At 56.0% G+C, this 15,671-nt stretch carries 20 protein-coding genes; 15 read left to right on the forward strand and 5 right to left on the reverse strand.

Translation table 11 applies throughout. From position 1 onward, the window contains the following. Positions 1-113: 113 nt before the first annotated feature. Positions 114-383, reverse strand: a complete 270-nt coding sequence (locus tag ABH899_RS07820) for a hypothetical protein (RefSeq protein WP_009674880.1) — start codon at positions 381-383, stop codon at positions 114-116. Positions 384-491: 108 nt separating this feature from the next. Between ABH899_RS07820 and ABH899_RS07825 the strand changes: the two genes are divergently transcribed. After that, positions 492-767 (forward strand): hypothetical protein, encoded by a 276-nt coding sequence (locus ABH899_RS07825; RefSeq protein ID WP_369995370.1) that lies wholly within the window; start codon positions 492-494, stop codon positions 765-767. Here ABH899_RS07825 and ABH899_RS07830 read toward each other — a convergent pair. Next, positions 710-964, reverse strand: coding sequence for a hypothetical protein (locus ABH899_RS07830; RefSeq protein WP_016423985.1), 255 nt, complete (start codon positions 962-964; stop codon positions 710-712). The genes ABH899_RS07825 and ABH899_RS07830 overlap by 58 nt on opposite strands. 216 nt (positions 965-1,180) lie before the next feature. On the opposite strand from ABH899_RS07830, the gene ABH899_RS07835 reads away from it, so the two are divergent. Next, a complete protein-coding gene (locus ABH899_RS07835; protein ID WP_009674872.1) occupies positions 1,181-1,390 on the forward strand; it encodes a hypothetical protein in 210 nt (69 codons plus the stop codon). Positions 1,391-1,532: 142 nt separating this feature from the next. Further along, positions 1,533-1,898, forward strand: a complete 366-nt coding sequence (locus tag ABH899_RS07840; RefSeq protein ID WP_009674883.1) for a carboxymuconolactone decarboxylase family protein — start codon at positions 1,533-1,535, stop codon at positions 1,896-1,898. A gap of 232 nt (positions 1,899-2,130) precedes the next feature. On the opposite strand, the gene ABH899_RS07845 is transcribed toward ABH899_RS07840, so the two are convergent. Beyond that, positions 2,131-2,388, reverse strand: coding sequence for a DUF2627 domain-containing protein (locus ABH899_RS07845; RefSeq protein ID WP_218229778.1), 258 nt, complete (start codon positions 2,386-2,388; stop codon positions 2,131-2,133). A 340-nt stretch (positions 2,389-2,728) separates the two neighbouring features. Here ABH899_RS07845 and lpdA point away from each other — a divergent pair, with 340 nt between their 5' ends. The 4 genes from lpdA to ABH899_RS07865 all read left to right on the forward strand — a co-directional run bounded on the left by lpdA (position 2,729) and on the right by ABH899_RS07865 (position 7,700). Beyond that, positions 2,729-4,153 carry a dihydrolipoyl dehydrogenase gene (gene lpdA / locus ABH899_RS07850; RefSeq protein WP_369995374.1) on the forward strand — a complete coding sequence of 475 codons (1,425 nt, stop codon included), beginning with the start codon at positions 2,729-2,731 and terminating at the stop codon, positions 4,151-4,153. A gap of 120 nt (positions 4,154-4,273) precedes the next feature. Further along, complete coding sequence (locus ABH899_RS07855; protein WP_218229779.1) at positions 4,274-5,275, forward strand: thiamine pyrophosphate-dependent dehydrogenase E1 component subunit alpha; 1,002 nt, start codon at positions 4,274-4,276, stop codon at positions 5,273-5,275. A 26-nt stretch (positions 5,276-5,301) separates the two neighbouring features. Beyond that, a complete protein-coding gene (locus ABH899_RS07860) occupies positions 5,302-6,282 on the forward strand; it encodes an alpha-ketoacid dehydrogenase subunit beta (RefSeq protein WP_016423987.1) in 981 nt (326 codons plus the stop codon). A gap of 14 nt (positions 6,283-6,296) precedes the next feature. Beyond that, positions 6,297-7,700 carry a dihydrolipoamide acetyltransferase family protein gene (locus ABH899_RS07865; protein ID WP_369995378.1) on the forward strand — a complete coding sequence of 468 codons (1,404 nt, stop codon included), beginning with the start codon at positions 6,297-6,299 and terminating at the stop codon, positions 7,698-7,700. Positions 7,701-7,706: 6 nt separating this feature from the next. Here the strand turns inward: ABH899_RS07865 and prli42 are convergent, their stop codons facing one another. Continuing rightward, positions 7,707-7,808, reverse strand: a complete 102-nt coding sequence (prli42, locus tag ABH899_RS07870) for a stressosome-associated protein Prli42 (RefSeq protein ID WP_016423989.1) — start codon at positions 7,806-7,808, stop codon at positions 7,707-7,709. A 71-nt stretch (positions 7,809-7,879) separates the two neighbouring features. Between prli42 and ABH899_RS07875 the strand changes: the two genes are divergently transcribed. Both ABH899_RS07875 and ABH899_RS07880 read left to right on the forward strand, forming a co-directional pair. Then, positions 7,880-9,016, forward strand: a complete 1,137-nt coding sequence (locus ABH899_RS07875) for a M20/M25/M40 family metallo-hydrolase (RefSeq protein WP_009674394.1) — start codon at positions 7,880-7,882, stop codon at positions 9,014-9,016. 266 nt (positions 9,017-9,282) lie between these two features. After that, positions 9,283-10,308: an LCP family protein gene (locus ABH899_RS07880; RefSeq protein WP_369995380.1), complete on the forward strand. Its 1,026-nt coding sequence runs from the start codon at positions 9,283-9,285 to the stop codon at positions 10,306-10,308. Between the two features lie 35 nt (positions 10,309-10,343). Here the strand turns inward: ABH899_RS07880 and mciZ are convergent, their stop codons facing one another. After that, positions 10,344-10,481 carry a Z-ring formation inhibitor MciZ gene (gene mciZ, locus ABH899_RS07885; RefSeq protein ID WP_009674388.1) on the reverse strand — a complete coding sequence of 46 codons (138 nt, stop codon included), beginning with the start codon at positions 10,479-10,481 and terminating at the stop codon, positions 10,344-10,346. A 216-nt stretch (positions 10,482-10,697) separates the two neighbouring features. On the opposite strand from mciZ, the gene ABH899_RS07890 reads away from it, so the two are divergent. The 6 genes from ABH899_RS07890 (at position 10,698) to ABH899_RS07915 (ending at position 15,560) form a co-directional block, all read left to right on the forward strand. Further along, positions 10,698-11,264, forward strand: coding sequence for an NUDIX hydrolase (locus ABH899_RS07890; protein WP_369995383.1), 567 nt, complete (start codon positions 10,698-10,700; stop codon positions 11,262-11,264). Beyond that, positions 11,264-12,493, forward strand: a complete 1,230-nt coding sequence (locus ABH899_RS07895; RefSeq protein WP_369995384.1) for an endonuclease Q family protein — start codon at positions 11,264-11,266, stop codon at positions 12,491-12,493. The genes ABH899_RS07890 and ABH899_RS07895 overlap by 1 nt, the downstream gene beginning before the upstream one ends. A gap of 63 nt (positions 12,494-12,556) precedes the next feature. After that, a complete protein-coding gene (locus ABH899_RS07900; protein WP_369995386.1) occupies positions 12,557-13,060 on the forward strand; it encodes a PCYCGC motif-containing (lipo)protein in 504 nt (167 codons plus the stop codon). Between the two features lie 187 nt (positions 13,061-13,247). Next, the gene (gene spoIIM, locus ABH899_RS07905; protein ID WP_009674435.1) at positions 13,248-13,889 is read left to right on the forward strand and encodes a stage II sporulation protein M; all 642 of its coding nucleotides are present in this window, start codon (positions 13,248-13,250) and stop codon (positions 13,887-13,889) included. Between the two features lie 102 nt (positions 13,890-13,991). Then, positions 13,992-14,513, forward strand: coding sequence for a ferric iron uptake transcriptional regulator (gene fur, locus ABH899_RS07910; RefSeq protein ID WP_009674384.1), 522 nt, complete (start codon positions 13,992-13,994; stop codon positions 14,511-14,513). 237 nt (positions 14,514-14,750) lie between these two features. Further along, positions 14,751-15,560, forward strand: a complete 810-nt coding sequence (locus tag ABH899_RS07915) for an SDR family oxidoreductase (protein ID WP_369995388.1) — start codon at positions 14,751-14,753, stop codon at positions 15,558-15,560. The last annotated feature ends 111 nt before the right edge of the window (positions 15,561-15,671 follow it).

Below are 15,671 nucleotides of genomic sequence, written 5' to 3' on the forward strand. Positions count from 1 at the left end.
CAAATTCCGGCGGAAGCAGTGTCCGTGAGCCGTCTCCAAACGTACAGTTTATAAAAAGCCTGCAGAACGGATGAACGTTCCACAGGCTTTTTATGCTTGCTTCCGGAGAAGGGTTAGGATTCGATTTTTTGAAGAGCTTGGCCGGAAATGTTGTCCAGGTACCGATCCAGGCAGTTGCAAAGGAAATCTTTGCGGCAGATCGGGCAAGGCTCCTTCAGCAGCCGGGAAATACGGGATGCTTTGATTTCTCCGGATTGCAGATTGCGTTCGAAGAAAATACGGCCGTGTGTACGGTCTTTCAGAACGACAACGACTTCAAACAAGCCGTTTTTCGGGTTATCGCTTACTTTGGTTGCTTCAACAACCTGCGGATCATATGCCATGTTTCTTCCTCCTTAGTCACTCCTGCGTCTTCGGACAAAGACAGGCAGTGGATTTTTATATTATAATAAATTCAGCACGTTGTATTCAATAGAAAGGTTGGAGGCCCTATGGAGATCGATTATGCGGAAGTGATTTCGGCGGAAAGCGAACTGAATCTTGCCGTCGGCGTCCATTTCGAAGACGAACCGGATTCTTACTACGTCGTGGATGTTCTGGCTTCGCCGGAAGGACGCATCCGCAGCCTGGAGCTGCTGTTTAACGGTTTTTCTTGCAAATATACCTTCAAGCCGGACGAGAAGGAGCAGCTTGTCCGTTACTTAAACGCTCATAACCCGCTTGCTCTGCCCTGGGTGATCCCGGATGAAGAAGCCGGTGTAAAATAATAAACGGAACCGTCCTCCGTATGCGGGAACGAGTTCCGTTTATGTTTGTGCGCGACTCTTCTTTTTTTCTCCTGCAGAGTCGGTGTGGATTTGGTGGCGGGCTGAACGCCGTCCCACGATTTCCGTTTGATTGCGGGATCGAGTTTTCCTTCGCGGATTTGTTTGTCCCGCAGCTTGCGTGCTCGGCTGATCGCCATGTCGGATGGGCCTCCTTTTAAGTCTTCACAGACTTTTGAATACTCTATCTAGTATACTCCTTAAGGCGCCGGATTGACAATGAATAGTACGGGCAGCAAAGATGTGAGCCATAACAACCCGCACCAAGCGAGCAAGGCGGGACGGCCGGGCCTGAAGCTGACGGGACGCTTACTGTCCTGCAAAGACCGCGAACATTGAAGGAGGTGCCGGGAAGCGTGAAAATCAGAATAGACCTTTCCGTAGGCGGCGAGTACATTAAAGAAGCTTTTCTTCAGATAGAGGATCGTAAAGTGGATCATTTAACGGAGGAGGAACTGCTGCAAGCCGTTGAGATCAATATCCGCAGCTGGGCGGACCGGGAAATCGGAATCTCCTGGGAAATCGTGGAGTTTCCCGTGCGGCCCGAAGACGAAGAAGAAGGCTAAAGCGCAGCGGCCGGTGTTCAGGCTGTCAGGTTGCGGGAGCGCGGAACGGTGCCGACGCCGCTGATTTGCTTTTCGTATGGGCGCAAGGCGCTTGGGGCACTCTACAGGAGACCAAACGGAATCTGCCAGTGGGGTGACTACAATGAGTTCTGCAACACATGCGGGCGGCGGGGCGATGGACGCCAAGATCGACGCCTATAAAACCGGAATTTCACAGCTGCAGGAACAGCTTCCGTCGGTAGCGGACGCTTATCATCAGTTTACGGGCGAATGCTTCAAAGACGGTGCGCTTCCCGCGAAAACCAAGCAGCTGATCGCACTGGGCATGGGGCTTTTTGCCAACAATGAGGTCTGCACGTTCTACCACGTCCAGGAAGCGCTGAGCAAAGGGGCGAACGCCGAGGAAATCAGAGAAACGGTAGCGGTCGCGGCCGCAATCGGCGGAGGTCATGCCATGTCCCAGGGAGTCACACGGGTGGAGCAGGCTCTTCAAGGTGTCGTTCATTAACGATTGATGATTTTTTCCGCGGCATAAAAAAACAGCTCCCTGCTGAAAGGATGACCTTTCGGGCGGCGGGGCTGTTTGTCTGTTCGGAGGTTGCACAGGTGCTTGTCCGCAATCTAACGGCCGGAGCGGAATGAATGTCTGCCGGGCGGATACCCTCGGTCATGCATCATGCGATACCAAGCCGGGCGACGGAAGCTCGGGAATTCTTTTTACCGGCCTGGACGAACTTAAATTACCGTCTGCGCTTCACTTTGAACCGCGGTGCGACGTAATTGCGCTTGCGGTCCCGGAAAAAGGTCCAGCCGCCGATAAAGGCGACGCCGAGACCGAATAGAATGAAACCGAGGACGAATTTGCCCCAATGCATATAGCCTTCCGCCTCGAATTGATGGAAAAACGCGTCTTTCATGGACAGAAAACCGTAGGTCGCCATAACGCCGGGAATAACGAGAAGCATGATCGCGACAAAACGGCTTAATTTATCTTTCATAATGCGGCTCCTTTTCAAATCAGAGAAGAGAATAAGTGAGGGCTTAGCGCCTTTATTCCCATGATACCGTGTCCGGATGCTTCTGTCTATTTTGGACGCCTACTATATTTTAAGGGCGTACAGGGGTTACAATGAACGGGACGGGGATCGGCCGTACGGGGACACGCGCCTGCCCGGCAGCCGACTTTTACGGAAGGCCCTTGTACGTTGTACAATGAGGACGAATCAACCCTGCCATACATAACAGGTTCATACACATAAAAGCATGAAGGATCATGAAAGATCATGAAAAATCATGAAAGATCCAAAGGTTTCGTTAAAGAACAGGAGGAACATAAAAATGAGTGGACAAGCGTACGATATCGTAATTTTGGGAGGCGGAACGGGCGGTTACGTCGCCGCTATCCGTGCGGCCCAGCTCGGCAAGAAAGTGGCGTTGGTGGAGAAAGACAAACTGGGGGGAACCTGTCTGCACCGCGGCTGTATCCCGAGCAAAGCGCTTTTGAGAAGTGCGGAGGTTCTGGCGACAACCAGGCAAGCGGAAGAGTTCGGTGTCATTGCGCCTGACGTTTCCCTGGACTTCACCCGTGTGCAGTCACGTAAAGACGGCATCGTAGCTCAGATTCACAAGGGCGTGCAGTATCTCATGAAAAAAAATAAAATCGACGTCTTTAACGGAATCGGCCGTATTATGGCTCCGTCGATTTTCTCTTCGAGAAGCGGAACGCTTTCCGTCGAAATGCCGGATGGCAGTTTCGAGACGCTGGTTCCGGAACACCTCATCCTCGCCACGGGATCGCGTCCGCGCATCCTGCCCGGTCTGGAGCCGGACGGCGAACACATCCTGACAAGCGACGAGGCTCTGGCGCTTGAAGCGCTGCCGGATTCGCTGATCATTGTCGGCGGCGGTGTAATCGGCGTGGAGTGGGCGTCGATGATGAACGATTTCGGCGTGGACGTAACCGTTGTGGAAGCCGGCCCCCGCCTCGTGCCGACAGAGGACGAGGAAATCTCCCGCGAGCTGGACCGGCTGCTCCGCAAGCGCGGCGTGAAGGTGCTCGCGAACGCAAGCGTGCTCGCGGACACGCTCCGCAAGGACGCTTCCGGCGTCACGGTCGCCGCCGAGCAGAAGGGCGAGCGCGTGGAGCTCGCCGCCGCCAAGATCCTCGTATCGGTGGGAAGAGCTCCGAACGTGGAACAGTTCGGGCTGGAGAACACCGATGTGAAGCTCGAGCGCGGCTTCATCCGCGTGAACGGGCACATGCAGACGAATATCCCCCACATCTATGCCATCGGCGATGTGATCGGCGGTCTGCAATTGGCCCACGCGGCCAGCCACGAAGGCGTCGTCGCGGTCGAGCATATCTGCGGCTTGAAGCCGCACACACACGAGGCGCACCGCATCCCGAGATGCGTCTACACGCGGCCGGAAATCGCGTCCGTGGGCTGGACGGAAGCGGAAGCCAAGGAGAAAGGCTTCAAGATCAAGACCGGCAAGTTCGGCTTCAAGCCGCTCGGCAAAGCCATCGTGTACGGGGAGAACGACGGCTTTGTCAAAGTCGTGATCGACGCGGACAAGAACGATCTGCTCGGCGTTCACATGATCGGACCTCACGTCACGGATTATATCGCCGAAGCCGCGCTGGCTCAGCTTCTGGAGGCTTCCCCGTGGGAAATCGGCAGCACGATTCATCCGCATCCGACGCTTTCGGAGGCGTTCGCGGAAGCGGTTCTCGCCGCCGAAGGCCGGGCCATCCACATTTAACCAAGGGTAGAAACCGGCTGTCTGTGCCAAATGTCCGTTGAATTGGACAAGAATACCGTTTATAATAAGCATATAGTGTCTAGTATTAAGACCAGGTAACAAAAAGGAGGCGCAGCCCCAATGTCCATCGGTCAATACGTTAAGCATCAGCAATTAGGACTTTCCGATGAAAGAGTCATTCAAATGTATACATCCATGCTGCTCGCGCGCAAATTCGACGAGCGGTCCCTGCTTCTGCAGCGTTCCGGCAAAATTGCCTTTCACGTATCGGGCGTAGGCCAGGAAGCGGCTCAGGCCGGAGCGGCATACGCTCTTGACGCCGAGAAAGATTATTTCCTCCCGTACTACCGCGATTACGCGTTTGTTCTTTCGGTGGGCATGACCATGAAGGAACTGATGCTTTCGGTATTTGCGAAAGCGGAAGATCCCAACAGCGGCGGCCGCCAGATGCCGGGCCACTTCGGACACCGCAAGCACCGGATCGTGACGGGCTCCAGCCCGGTTACGACGCAGGTGCCGCATGCGGTCGGGATTGCCCTGGCCGCCAAGATGAAGGGCGACGAGCTTGTCTCCTTCGTGACCTTCGGAGAAGGTTCCAGCAACCAGGGAGACTTCCACGAAGGCTGCAACTTCGCCGGCGTGCACAAGCTGCCGGTCATTCTCATGTGCGAGAATAACCGGTACGCGATTTCGGTTCCGCATGACAAGCAGGTTGCGGGCAATATCGCCGACCGGGCGATCGGCTACGGCTTCCCCGGTGTGAAGGTGGACGGCAACGATCCGCTGGAAGTGTACCGCGTGGTGAAGGAAGCCCGCGAGCGCGCTCTGCGGGGCGAAGGCCCGACGCTGATCGAGGCGGATTTGTACCGAGTTCCTCCGCACTCCACGTCGGATAACGATCTCTTGTACCGCACGAAGGAAGAAGTGGAAGAGAACCGCGCCAAAGACGGACTGCCGAAATTCCGTCAATATCTGATCGACTGCGGCATCTGGAGCGAAGAGAAGGACCAGGAGCTGCAGGCTGAGATTCAGAAGGAAATCAATGAAGCGACAGCCTACGCGGACACGGCTCCTTATCCGACAGGCGAAGATACGCTGAAGCACGTATACGCCCAGGCGTAAGTGCAAGAGCAGAGGGAGGCAGCAACGTGGCAGTAATCACCTATTTGGAAGCAATCCGTTCGGCGATGCAGGACGAAATGCAGCGCGACGAAAATGTATTTGTTTTGGGAGAAGACGTCGGCAAAGGCGGCGTGCTCAACGCGACGAAAGGTCTGCGTGACCTGTACGGCGAAAGCCGCGTTCTTGATACGCCGCTGGCCGAATCGGCTATCGTCGGAACGGCGATCGGAGCCGCGATGTACGGGATGAAACCGATCGCGGAAATCCAGTTCGCGGACTTTATTTTTCCGGCGACGAATCAGATTATCAGCGAAGCGGCCAAAATCCGCTACCGTTCCAATAACGACTGGAGCTGTCCGATCGTCATCCGCGCCCCTTACGGAGCGGCGGGAGGCGGAGCGATTTATCACTCGCAGTGCCCGGAATCGGTATTCTTCGGAACGCCCGGCCTCAAAATGGTCGCGCCGTCGAATCCTTACGACGCCAAAGGGCTGCTTCTGGCGGCTATCCGGGACCCGGACCCAGTACTTTATTTTGAGCATAAGAAATGCTACCTCTCGCTTTCGGCGGAAGTGCCGGAAGGCGATTATATCGTACCGATCGGCAAAGCCGAAGTGAAACGCGAAGGCACGGATTTGACCGTGATCGCGTACGGAATTGCGGTGCACTACGCCCTTCAGGCGGCGGAAGAGCTGGCGAAGGAAGGCATCAGCGCCCACGTGCTCGATCTGCGCACGATCCAGCCGCTTGACGTCGAGGCGATTCTGGAAGCGGCGGCCAAGACGGGCAAGGTTCTGATTGCCCATGAGGATAACAAAACAGGCGGGATCGGAGCCGAAGTTGCGGCTATCGTGGCCGAAGAGCTGCTGTACGATCTCGATGCGCCGATCCGCCGGTTATGCGGCCCGGATGTCCCGGCCGTCGGAATGAACCCGCCGATGGAGAAGTTTTTCCTGCTTAACACGGACAAATTAGCGGACGCGATGAGAGAACTCGCGCAGTTTTAATGGGGGAACGCGATATGAGCGAAACAAAATTCCGGCTGGCCGAAGTGCCGGTGCCTCATCTGGCGGAAAGTCTCGTTTCCGCTACGGTCGGTACCTGGCTGAAGCAGCCCGGTGACTATATCCAGCAGTACGACGTGCTTTGCGAGCTGTACACGGACAAAGTCAACGTCGAAATGCCCAGCCCGATCGAAGGCAGGCTGGTCAAAATCCTCGTCGGCAGCGGCGAGACCGCAGCCGTAGGAGACCCGATCTGCCTCCTGGAAGTGCCGGAGACGGCGGAAACGGCTTCCGCGGGCGCAAGCGGCGGCCCTGCATCGCAGGGAGACTCCGCGGCGGCAATCGCGGAAGACAGCGCCGACCAGAGCATGCGCGGCAGGTACTCGCCCGCCGTGCAGCGTCTTGCCGCGGAGAACGCCGTGGATCTCGGCCGCGTCAAGGGCACGGGTTTCGGCGGGCGCATTACGCGCAAGGACGTCGAAACCTACATAGCGCAGGGCGGGGCACCTGCGGCTCCCAGCGGCGGCAGCCAGGCTGCACGGCAGACGCATGCGGCTCCCGCGGCGCAGCAAGCGCCATCCGCGCCGGCGCATCAACCGTCTGCGGAAGCGCCGATTGTTAATCCTTACAGACCCGAACCGCAAATTCCGGTGCGCAGCAGCGGCATTCACCTATCGCAGAATCCGCCGACGCCGCTCGAATTCGACAAGAATTCCGATTCGCGGGGGGAAACGTTCATCGATGTGACGCCGATCCGCAACACGATCGCGAGCCGCATGCGCCAGAGCGTATCGGAAATTCCGCACGCCTGGACGATGATCGAAGTGGACGTAACGAATCTCGTGACCCTGCGGAGCAAGGTCAAAGAAGAATTCATGCGCCGCGAAGGGATCAATCTTACCTATCTTCCGTTTCTTCTGAAAGCTGTGGTCAACGCCATCAAAGACTACCCGATCATGAACTCGGTCTGGGCGGTCGATAAAATCATCATCAAGCGGGATATCAACCTCGCGCTTGCGGTCGGTACGGAAGAATCCGTTCTGACGCCCGTGATCAAGAAAGCGGATCAGATGAATATCGCGGGGCTTGCCCTCGAAGCGGACACCCTAACGAAAAAGGCCCGCACCGGCAAGCTGTCGTTAAACGACCTGCAGGGGGGCACTTTTACCGTGAACAACACGGGGTCCTTCGGTTCCATCCTTTCGCAGCCGATTATCAACTATCCGCAGGCGGCCATCCTGACCTTCGAATCCATCGTGAAAAGGCCGGTCGTTATCCAGGATATGATCGCGGTCCGTTCGATGGTGAATATCTGCCTGTCGCTGGACCACCGGATTCTGGACGGGGTTATCTGCGGACGCTTTTTACAGCGCGTGAAGGAAAATATGGAAGCCTACAATCTTGAAACCAAGCTGTATTGAGGCGTATTATGAGGTTGTCAGGAAGCTGAGGGAGACCATCAAGGTCGATGCGACCATGCTGAACAGCATGATGTACACGACGATTTTGAACAGACGGTTGCGTTTCATACCAATCACTCCTATTCGGACAAACTTTTCGCTGACTCTATTGTAAACCATTGCAACAACGGAGGGAACCCATGATCCAGCAGGAACGGTTAATAAAAGAATTTATCGAGCTTGTACAAGTCGACAGCGTGACGCAATACGAGCAGGAGATCAGTGTCGTCCTGCAGACGAAATTCAAGGAACTCGGTCTTTCCATCCAGACGGATGACGCGGCCGAGAAAACCGGTCACGGCGCCGGAAACCTGATTTGTATGCTGGAAGCGAGCGGCGCACCGGAGTCCACTCCGTGCATTTTCTTTACCAGCCATATGGATACGGTAGCTCCGGGCAACGGAATCAAGCCGCAAATCGGTGAAGACGGAATTATCCGCAGCGACGGAACCACGATTCTGGGCAGTGACGACAAAGCCGGAATCGCGGCCATGTTCGAAGCTATCCGGGTGCTGAAGGAGCAAAATATCGCTCACGGTCCCATCCAGTTCGTCATCACGGTTGGAGAAGAATCCGGGCTGAAAGGCGCCCGCGCGATGGATCCGTCCGTCATGAAGGCGGAGTTCGGCTATGCGCTGGACTCCAATGGCGAGATCGGCGAGATCGCCGTTGCCGCTCCGGCCCGCGCCGAAATCAAGATCGTCATGTACGGCAAATCCGCTCACGCGGGTGTGAACCCGGAAGACGGCATTTCGGCCATTCAAGTGGCAAGTAAAGCGGTATCCCGCATGAAGCTGGGCCGTCTGGATTCGGAGACGACGGCTAACATCGGCAGCTTCTCCGGCCTCGGTCCTCTTAACGTGGTTTGCGACCGCGTGCTTCTCGAAGCGGAAGCGCGCAGCATCGTCCAAAGCAAGCTGGAGGCCCAGCTCGCCGCGATGGAGCAGGCGTGCAAAGACACGGCGGCAGATTTCGGCACGACGTGCGATTTCGAAGCGGATATCGTGTATCCCGCTTTCATGCACGACGAAACATCGCCGGTTGTGAAGCTGGCCATGAAAGCCCTGGAAGGCATGGGCTGCAAAACCAGCACGTTCCACTCCGGCGGAGGAAGCGACGCGAATATTTTCAACGGCATGGGAATTCCTACGGTGAACCTGGCGGTAGGTTACAAGGAAATTCACACCACCAACGAACATATCGCCGTATCCGATCTCGTGAAAACAGCCGAAGCGGTCGTGGCTATCGTCCGCGAAGTAACGGAACAAGCGAAATAAGCAGTCCGAACCAAAAAACCTCCATCCCGACAGGCCTAACGGCCATCCGGATGGAGGTTTTGTTTTTGGGTTTCCGTTCTTCCAGTTGTATCAACAAAAACGTACGGCTCCCGGAGGAGAAGTATGTCTTACGTCTTTGTTTCGGTTTCACAAAGTTTCCCGCTTTCTACAGAAGATGTTAGGGGCGGGGATCTTTTTTTTGCCGGCGGTTTCCCCATACTACTGATATTGCACATCTTGCAGAATCGGGGGGTGAAACGGGACGGATGAAACGAGAACGCAGAAGAAAACGGTTCTGGCTCTGGGCTGCGCTGCCGCTTGCCCTGCTGCTCGCGGTCGGCGGTTATTACGCGTGGAACGCTTATCACAGCTGGAATCTGGTGTACAAAGAACGGACTGAAATGGGAGTTCCGCAAACGAATCCGGTGAATCCCGCACCGGTCCGTGAAACCCTTGCCAAACAGACGTATGTGTTTCTTATGCTGGGAATAGACTCCGGGAACGTGGAACAGGGGCGTTCGGACACGAACATGCTGGCCGTTGCCGATTCTTCAAGCCAGAAAATAACGCTGCTTTCGATCCCGCGGGATACCCGGATCCGCATTCAGGGACACGGCAAAGAGAAGCTGGCCCACGCTTACGCTTACGGAGGGGCGGATCTGGCGGTGAAAACCGTCGAAGCGTTTTTCGGCATCCCGGTAGATTACTATGTGGCTTTTAATTTTAACGGCGTCAAAGAATTCGTGGATACGCTCGGAGGATTGTCGATTGACGTGGAGAAAAATATGGACTTCGACGACCGGATTACCCATCGTCATGTGTATCTTATGAAAGGCAGGCAGACGCTGAACGGTCAGCAGACGCTTAATTATGCCCGGTACCGGGGAGATGCGGACGGAGATTTCGGCCGAATGCGCCGCCAGCAGCAGGTTGTGCGCGAGCTGCTTACCCAGACGGTTCAATACCGCAACGTGGCTAAGATCAATAACCTTCTTAAAATTATGGGAGGCAATGTCCGCATGGACATACCGGCCCGAACCGTTTTCCAGTTTGCGAGCACATTTTCCGCTCTTACCGGAAACGACGTGGTCACGATGCCGCTTGACGCTGCTACGGCGATGATCGGGGGAGTATCGTATATGAATATAACGGAAAGCGAGCGCAGCCGGGTTGCGGCCGAATTACAGAGGCTCGTCCGTAAACAGCCGGAACCTACCGCGGCGCCTTTACAATCGTACGGGATTCACGATTTGATTGAACCTGGGGTCGGAAGCCGGTTCGGAAGGCCTTAACCGTTTTAGGCTTGCAGGGAGAGGTCAGCGCCGGTTCATCCTGATTTTTGTTCCAAAAAGACGACGAGAGGCAGATCGCGTCCGCCTTTCTGAACGGCGAGCTGAAGATATTGTTTAATTTCCCATGCCTTTCCGACAAGACACAGGCTTTCGGAAGCTGTATAATTTTTCATGATTCATTCCTCATTTCCGCACTTAGTTTAGGTTAAAACCTATGCGAGTAAGGGACGAGTTATGTCAGCTGTTAAAATAAGGCACAAAACCCTGTATTCATTCTTTCCCCGTTTTGCCATAATTCAACACAGGGTAAAGCCGTTTTTTTTCAGCCATTTGATATAATAGTGGAGAAAATAAGCGTTTCCGGGATTTACCCGGGGGAGGAGCGGGACATGTCAGCTGATCAAAACAATCGGAAATTTGAGGAAGTTACGATAAAAACCGAACCCATCTTCAAGGGGAAAATCATTACGCTGCAGGTGGATCATGTCCGTCTGCCAAACGGGGAAACGGCCACGCGCGAGATCGTGAAGCATCCCGGTGCGGTGGCCGTTCTGGCATTAACGGACGACGACCGGATGATCGTGGTGGAGCAGTACCGCAAGGCGCTGGAAAAAAGCCAGGTGGAAATTCCGGCCGGCAAGCTCGATCCCGGCGAAGAGCCGATCCGGGCGGCGATCCGCGAGCTGGAGGAAGAAACAGGCTACAGTTCGGAGTCGGTCCGTTCGGTCTGCTCCTTTTATACGTCTCCGGGCTTTGCCGATGAAATCCTTCATCTGTTCGTAGCCGAGAACCTGGTCCGCGGGGAAGCGCGGCCGGACGAGGACGAATTTCTGGAGTGCGAAGCGATCACCCTCCAGGAGGCGAAAGAGCTGATTGCGCGCGGGAGCATCAGCGACGCCAAAACCATCACGGCCGTATACGCCTGGCAAGCGTACAAGATGACGGGCTCGTTCTGATGCTGCGGACGTACTACGCGGATCTTCACATTCATATCGGCCGGACGGAGAAGGGAGCCGCAGTCAAGATCAGCGGAGCCCGGAACTTGACGTTCTACAACATTGCCCGTGAGGCGTCCGACCGCAAAGGAATCGAGATCGTCGGCATCATCGACTGCCATTCGCCGGCGGTGCAGGAAGAGATCGAGCACTATCTCGCTGCCGGCGAAATGAAGGAGCTGGCCGGCGGGGGCATCCGGTATCACCAGACCACGGTTCTGCTGGGGAGCGAAATCGAGGTGCGCGATCCGGGTATGGGACCCGTGCATCTGCTTGTTTTTCTCCCGAAGCTGGCTCAGATGAAAGAGTTCACGGAGTGGATGCGCCCGCGGATGAAAAATGTGGAGCTGAGCTCCCAGCGCATGTATGTCACGGCCAGGGAGCTTCAGGCCGAAGTGCTCCGGCGGGGAGGTATACTCATTCCCGCGCACATTTTTACGCCGCACAAAAGCATCTACGGCAGCGGGTCGACCCGCATGGAGCATATGCTGGATCTGGACGGGCTGGCGGGCGTCGAGCTCGGGCTCAGCTCCGATTCCGAAATGGCGGGCTATTTGCCGGAGCTGGACCGCTACACGTACGTCACGAATTCGGATGCCCATTCGCTCGGGAAAATCGGCCGCGAGTACAACGAGCTTCGGCTGGCGGAGCCTACGTTCGCGGAGCTGGTGCTCGCTCTCCGTAGAGAAGGAGGCCGCGCGGTTACCGCGAACTACGGTCTGAATCCGCGGCTCGGCAAATATCACCGCACCTACTGTCTGAGCTGCGAAAGCATCCTGGACGAGAGCGAGGCGGCCGTTGGAAGGTGCCTGTACTGCGGCAGTCCCAAAGTAGTCCGCGGCGTTATGGACCGCATCATGGAGCTTGCAGACCGCGAGGAGCCGCATGTGCCGGATTACCGGCCGCCCTATTACTACCAGGTACCGCTGGAATTCATTCCGGGACTGGGCAAAAGAAAGCTGGACCAGCTGCTCGCCAGATTCGGCACCGAAATGAACATCCTGCACCGGGCAACGCGAAGCGAGCTGGCCGAGACGGTGGGAGACGACATTGCCGGGATGATCCTGGAGGCCCGGACGGGCGTCCTCGATCTCCAGGTGGGCGGCGGAGGCACTTACGGTAAAGTCAAAGCGCCGGCGAAAGCAAAGCCGGCTGACAAGGGAACGAACGGGACCCGCGCAAACGGATAAACACAAACACGGGCCCGTAACAGAAGCGATCTAATTCCCGCAAAGGGAGAGGGGAATCTGAACATGAAGAAAAAGTGGGGCCTGCTTACGGCCACCCTTTTGTGCGCCAGCATGCTGGCCGCCGCATGCGGAAGCGGCGGAGCCAAGCAGGATGCGCACGGTGACGGCGCGGCGCATCAAGCCGCCAACGGGGACTTGCAGGAGAAGACGGCTTCGTCCGCCGTCCTGCCGAAATTTCTGAACAAGCAGCGCGAAGAAATCCGCCTTGTTTACGAGCTGGCCGGCAAAAACGCGGACTTGCTGCAGTCCATGCCGTGCTACTGCGGCTGCGGCGAAAGCGCCGGCCACAAGAGCAACCAGAACTGCTTCATCCGCGAAACGAATGCGGACGGTTCCGTCGTCTGGGACGATCACGGGACGCGCTGCGGCATCTGCATGGAGATCGCGGTAAAGGCCGTCTCGCTTAAGAAGGACGGCAAAACGCCGCTGGAAATCCGCAAGCAGATCGACGAGACCTATAAAGGCACCGCGGGCAAGCCGACCGATACGCCTCTGCCGGAGGCGTAGGACAGGCAGCAACCGACGCCTGAAGGCCGCTTCTGCCGGATGACCGCCGGTGGCGAATCGCCGAAGCAAAAGCCCTCAAGCCGAGAGGGCTTTTTTGCTTTTTTCACATTGCCGTACGGCTTGGTCTATCCCGGTTATCCGCCGCATATACTGCCTATAGTGAACAAGCGGACAAGGAGGACTTATCATGCCGGCTATGCAGACCTTGAAGCAGTATTTCAAAGAACAGTTTACGCTCTTTCTATTCGTCTCGGTCCTCTTCGTCGTGGGTGTCGTGTTCGGCGCCGTCATGGTCAATGCGCTGTCTCTCGAACAGAAGCAGGAGCTGGGGCGCTATCTCAGTTCGTTCTACCGGACGATAGAGGACGGGGCCCAGGTGGACGGGAAGCAGTCGATGCTGGCGGCGTTCTCGCTTCATATGAAATGGATTCTGCTCATCTGGACGCTCGGGCTGTCCGTTATCGGACTGCCGCTTATTCTCGTGCTGGATTTTCTAAAAGGCGTCCTGATCGGCTTCAGCGTAGGCTTTATGGTCGGGCAGCTTTCTTGGAAAGGCATCGCTTTCGCTCTTGTTTCCATCGCGCCCCCGAATCTGATTGTCGTTCCCGCCATTCTGATCTGCAGCGTCGTTTCCATCAGTTTCTCTCTGTTCATTATCAAGAACAGGCTCGTCCGCCGGAGCGGAACGATCTATCACCCGTTCATGCGTTACTCCGGCGTTACGCTCGCGATGGGCGTCTGCATGCTTGGGGCGGCGCTTTTGGAAGCATTCGTGTCTCCGACGATGATGAAGTGGGTTACGCCGATGCTGGCGGCTCTTACTAACTAGAATCATTCTAAATAGTCGTTTGACTTTCGTGACTCCCTCCCTCTATAATGAAAAAAGGGAAACTATCGCGCCGTTTAGACGCGTTGTAAGAGGGGGAGGAGTATGGAAGCACGTATTGAGAAGATCAAGCAGCAGCTGCAATCCCAAGGTTACAAGCTGACTCCCCAGCGGGAAGCGACGGTTCGAGTGCTGCTCGAGAATGAAGAAGATCACCTTAGCGCCGAGGACGTATTTATGCTCGTCAAGGATAAAGCTCCTGAAATCGGACTTGCTACCGTGTACCGGACGCTCGAATTGCTTAGCGATATGCATGTGCTTGAGAAAATGAATTTTGGAGATGGCGTAGCCCGTTACGATCTTCGCAGCGACAGCACTCATCACCATCATCATCATTTGATCTGCGTGCAGTGCGGCGCAGTGGACGAAATTATGGAAGATTGGCTGGGACCGCTGGAAGAACGGCTCGCCCGTGAATATAATTTTAAAGTGCTGGATCACCGCCTCGATTTTCAAGGTATCTGCCACAGATGTCTGGAGAAGGGCGCCGATCAGCCGAAAAATAAAGATGCTAACCCGAAGCATCACCATCATCATGCAAGCGCAAAACCTTCTACGCTCGTTTAAACAGACGCGGAAGGTTTTTGTCTGCTTGATGCGTCTGCATGCCCCCTGGAAGCCCGCTGCCCGTTCAGCGGGCTTTTTGGCGCTTCTGCAGCCGATCGCAGCCCTTCTCACGAAGATGAAAATCGGGCGCGTTCTGTCGTTTCTTCGGGCGGTTCACCGGGTAAGGAGGCAGTGGAACATACCCATCACCAACATGCCGCTACCTTGCAGGTGTCGGCTTTCAGAGGAGGACGGTCCATGGAGCAGACCAATACCGTACATACAGGGGAATACGGCCTGGCCGGAAAAACGGCGCTTATCACCGGAGCAAGCTCGGGGATAGGCAAAGCGGCGGCGCTGAAACTCGCCAAGCTGGGAGTCAAGGTCTGCCTGGTGGACATCCGCAAAGAATATGCCGAGGATGTCCAGGAAATTATTATGCGCAAGGGCGGAGAAGCGATTGTCGCCGAAGCGGATATTTCCGACCCGGAACAGGTCAAAGAGGCATACGTGAAGCTGCAGGAAACATGGGGACGGCTTGATATCGTGCTGGCCAATGCGGGCATTAACGGTAAAATCGCGCCGATCGAAGACCTGGAACCGGAAGAATGGGACGCAACCCTGCAGACCAATCTGAAGGGGACGTTCCTGACCGTAAAATACGCGGTGCCGCTGCTCAAAGAAAACGGGGGCAGCATCGTGATCACCAGTTCCATCAACGGAACCAGGATTTTTAAAAACTTCGGGTTTACGGCCTACAGCTCTTCCAAAGCGGGGCAGGCAGCCTTCGCCAAAATGGCTGCGCTTGAGCTGGCCCGCTATAAAATCCGCGTCAACGTCATCTGTCCGGGTTCGGTCGACACGAACATTGAGGACAGTACGGAACGTACGCCGGAGCTGGAGGAAATCCGGATACCGGTGGAATATCCGGAAACGAGCATGCCGCTGGCGGATCGTCCCGGAACGGCGGATCAGGTGGCGGACCTGCTGGTCTTCCTGGGTTCCGACCTTTCCGGCCACGTTACGGGGACGGAAGTTTACATCGACGGCGCGGAATCGCTTCTTTAACGGTTGGGGAGGGCCTCTGCGGGGCGCTCCCTCTTTTTATAGCCGAAACATTACACAGGTGCCGCGGAGCCGCATATCCTGCGTTCCCTTATCATACGCTTGTTATAAAGG

The organism is Paenibacillus sp. RC84, from assembly GCF_041260495.1.
Classification (GTDB): Bacteria; Bacillota; Bacilli; order Paenibacillales; family NBRC-103111; genus Paenibacillus_F.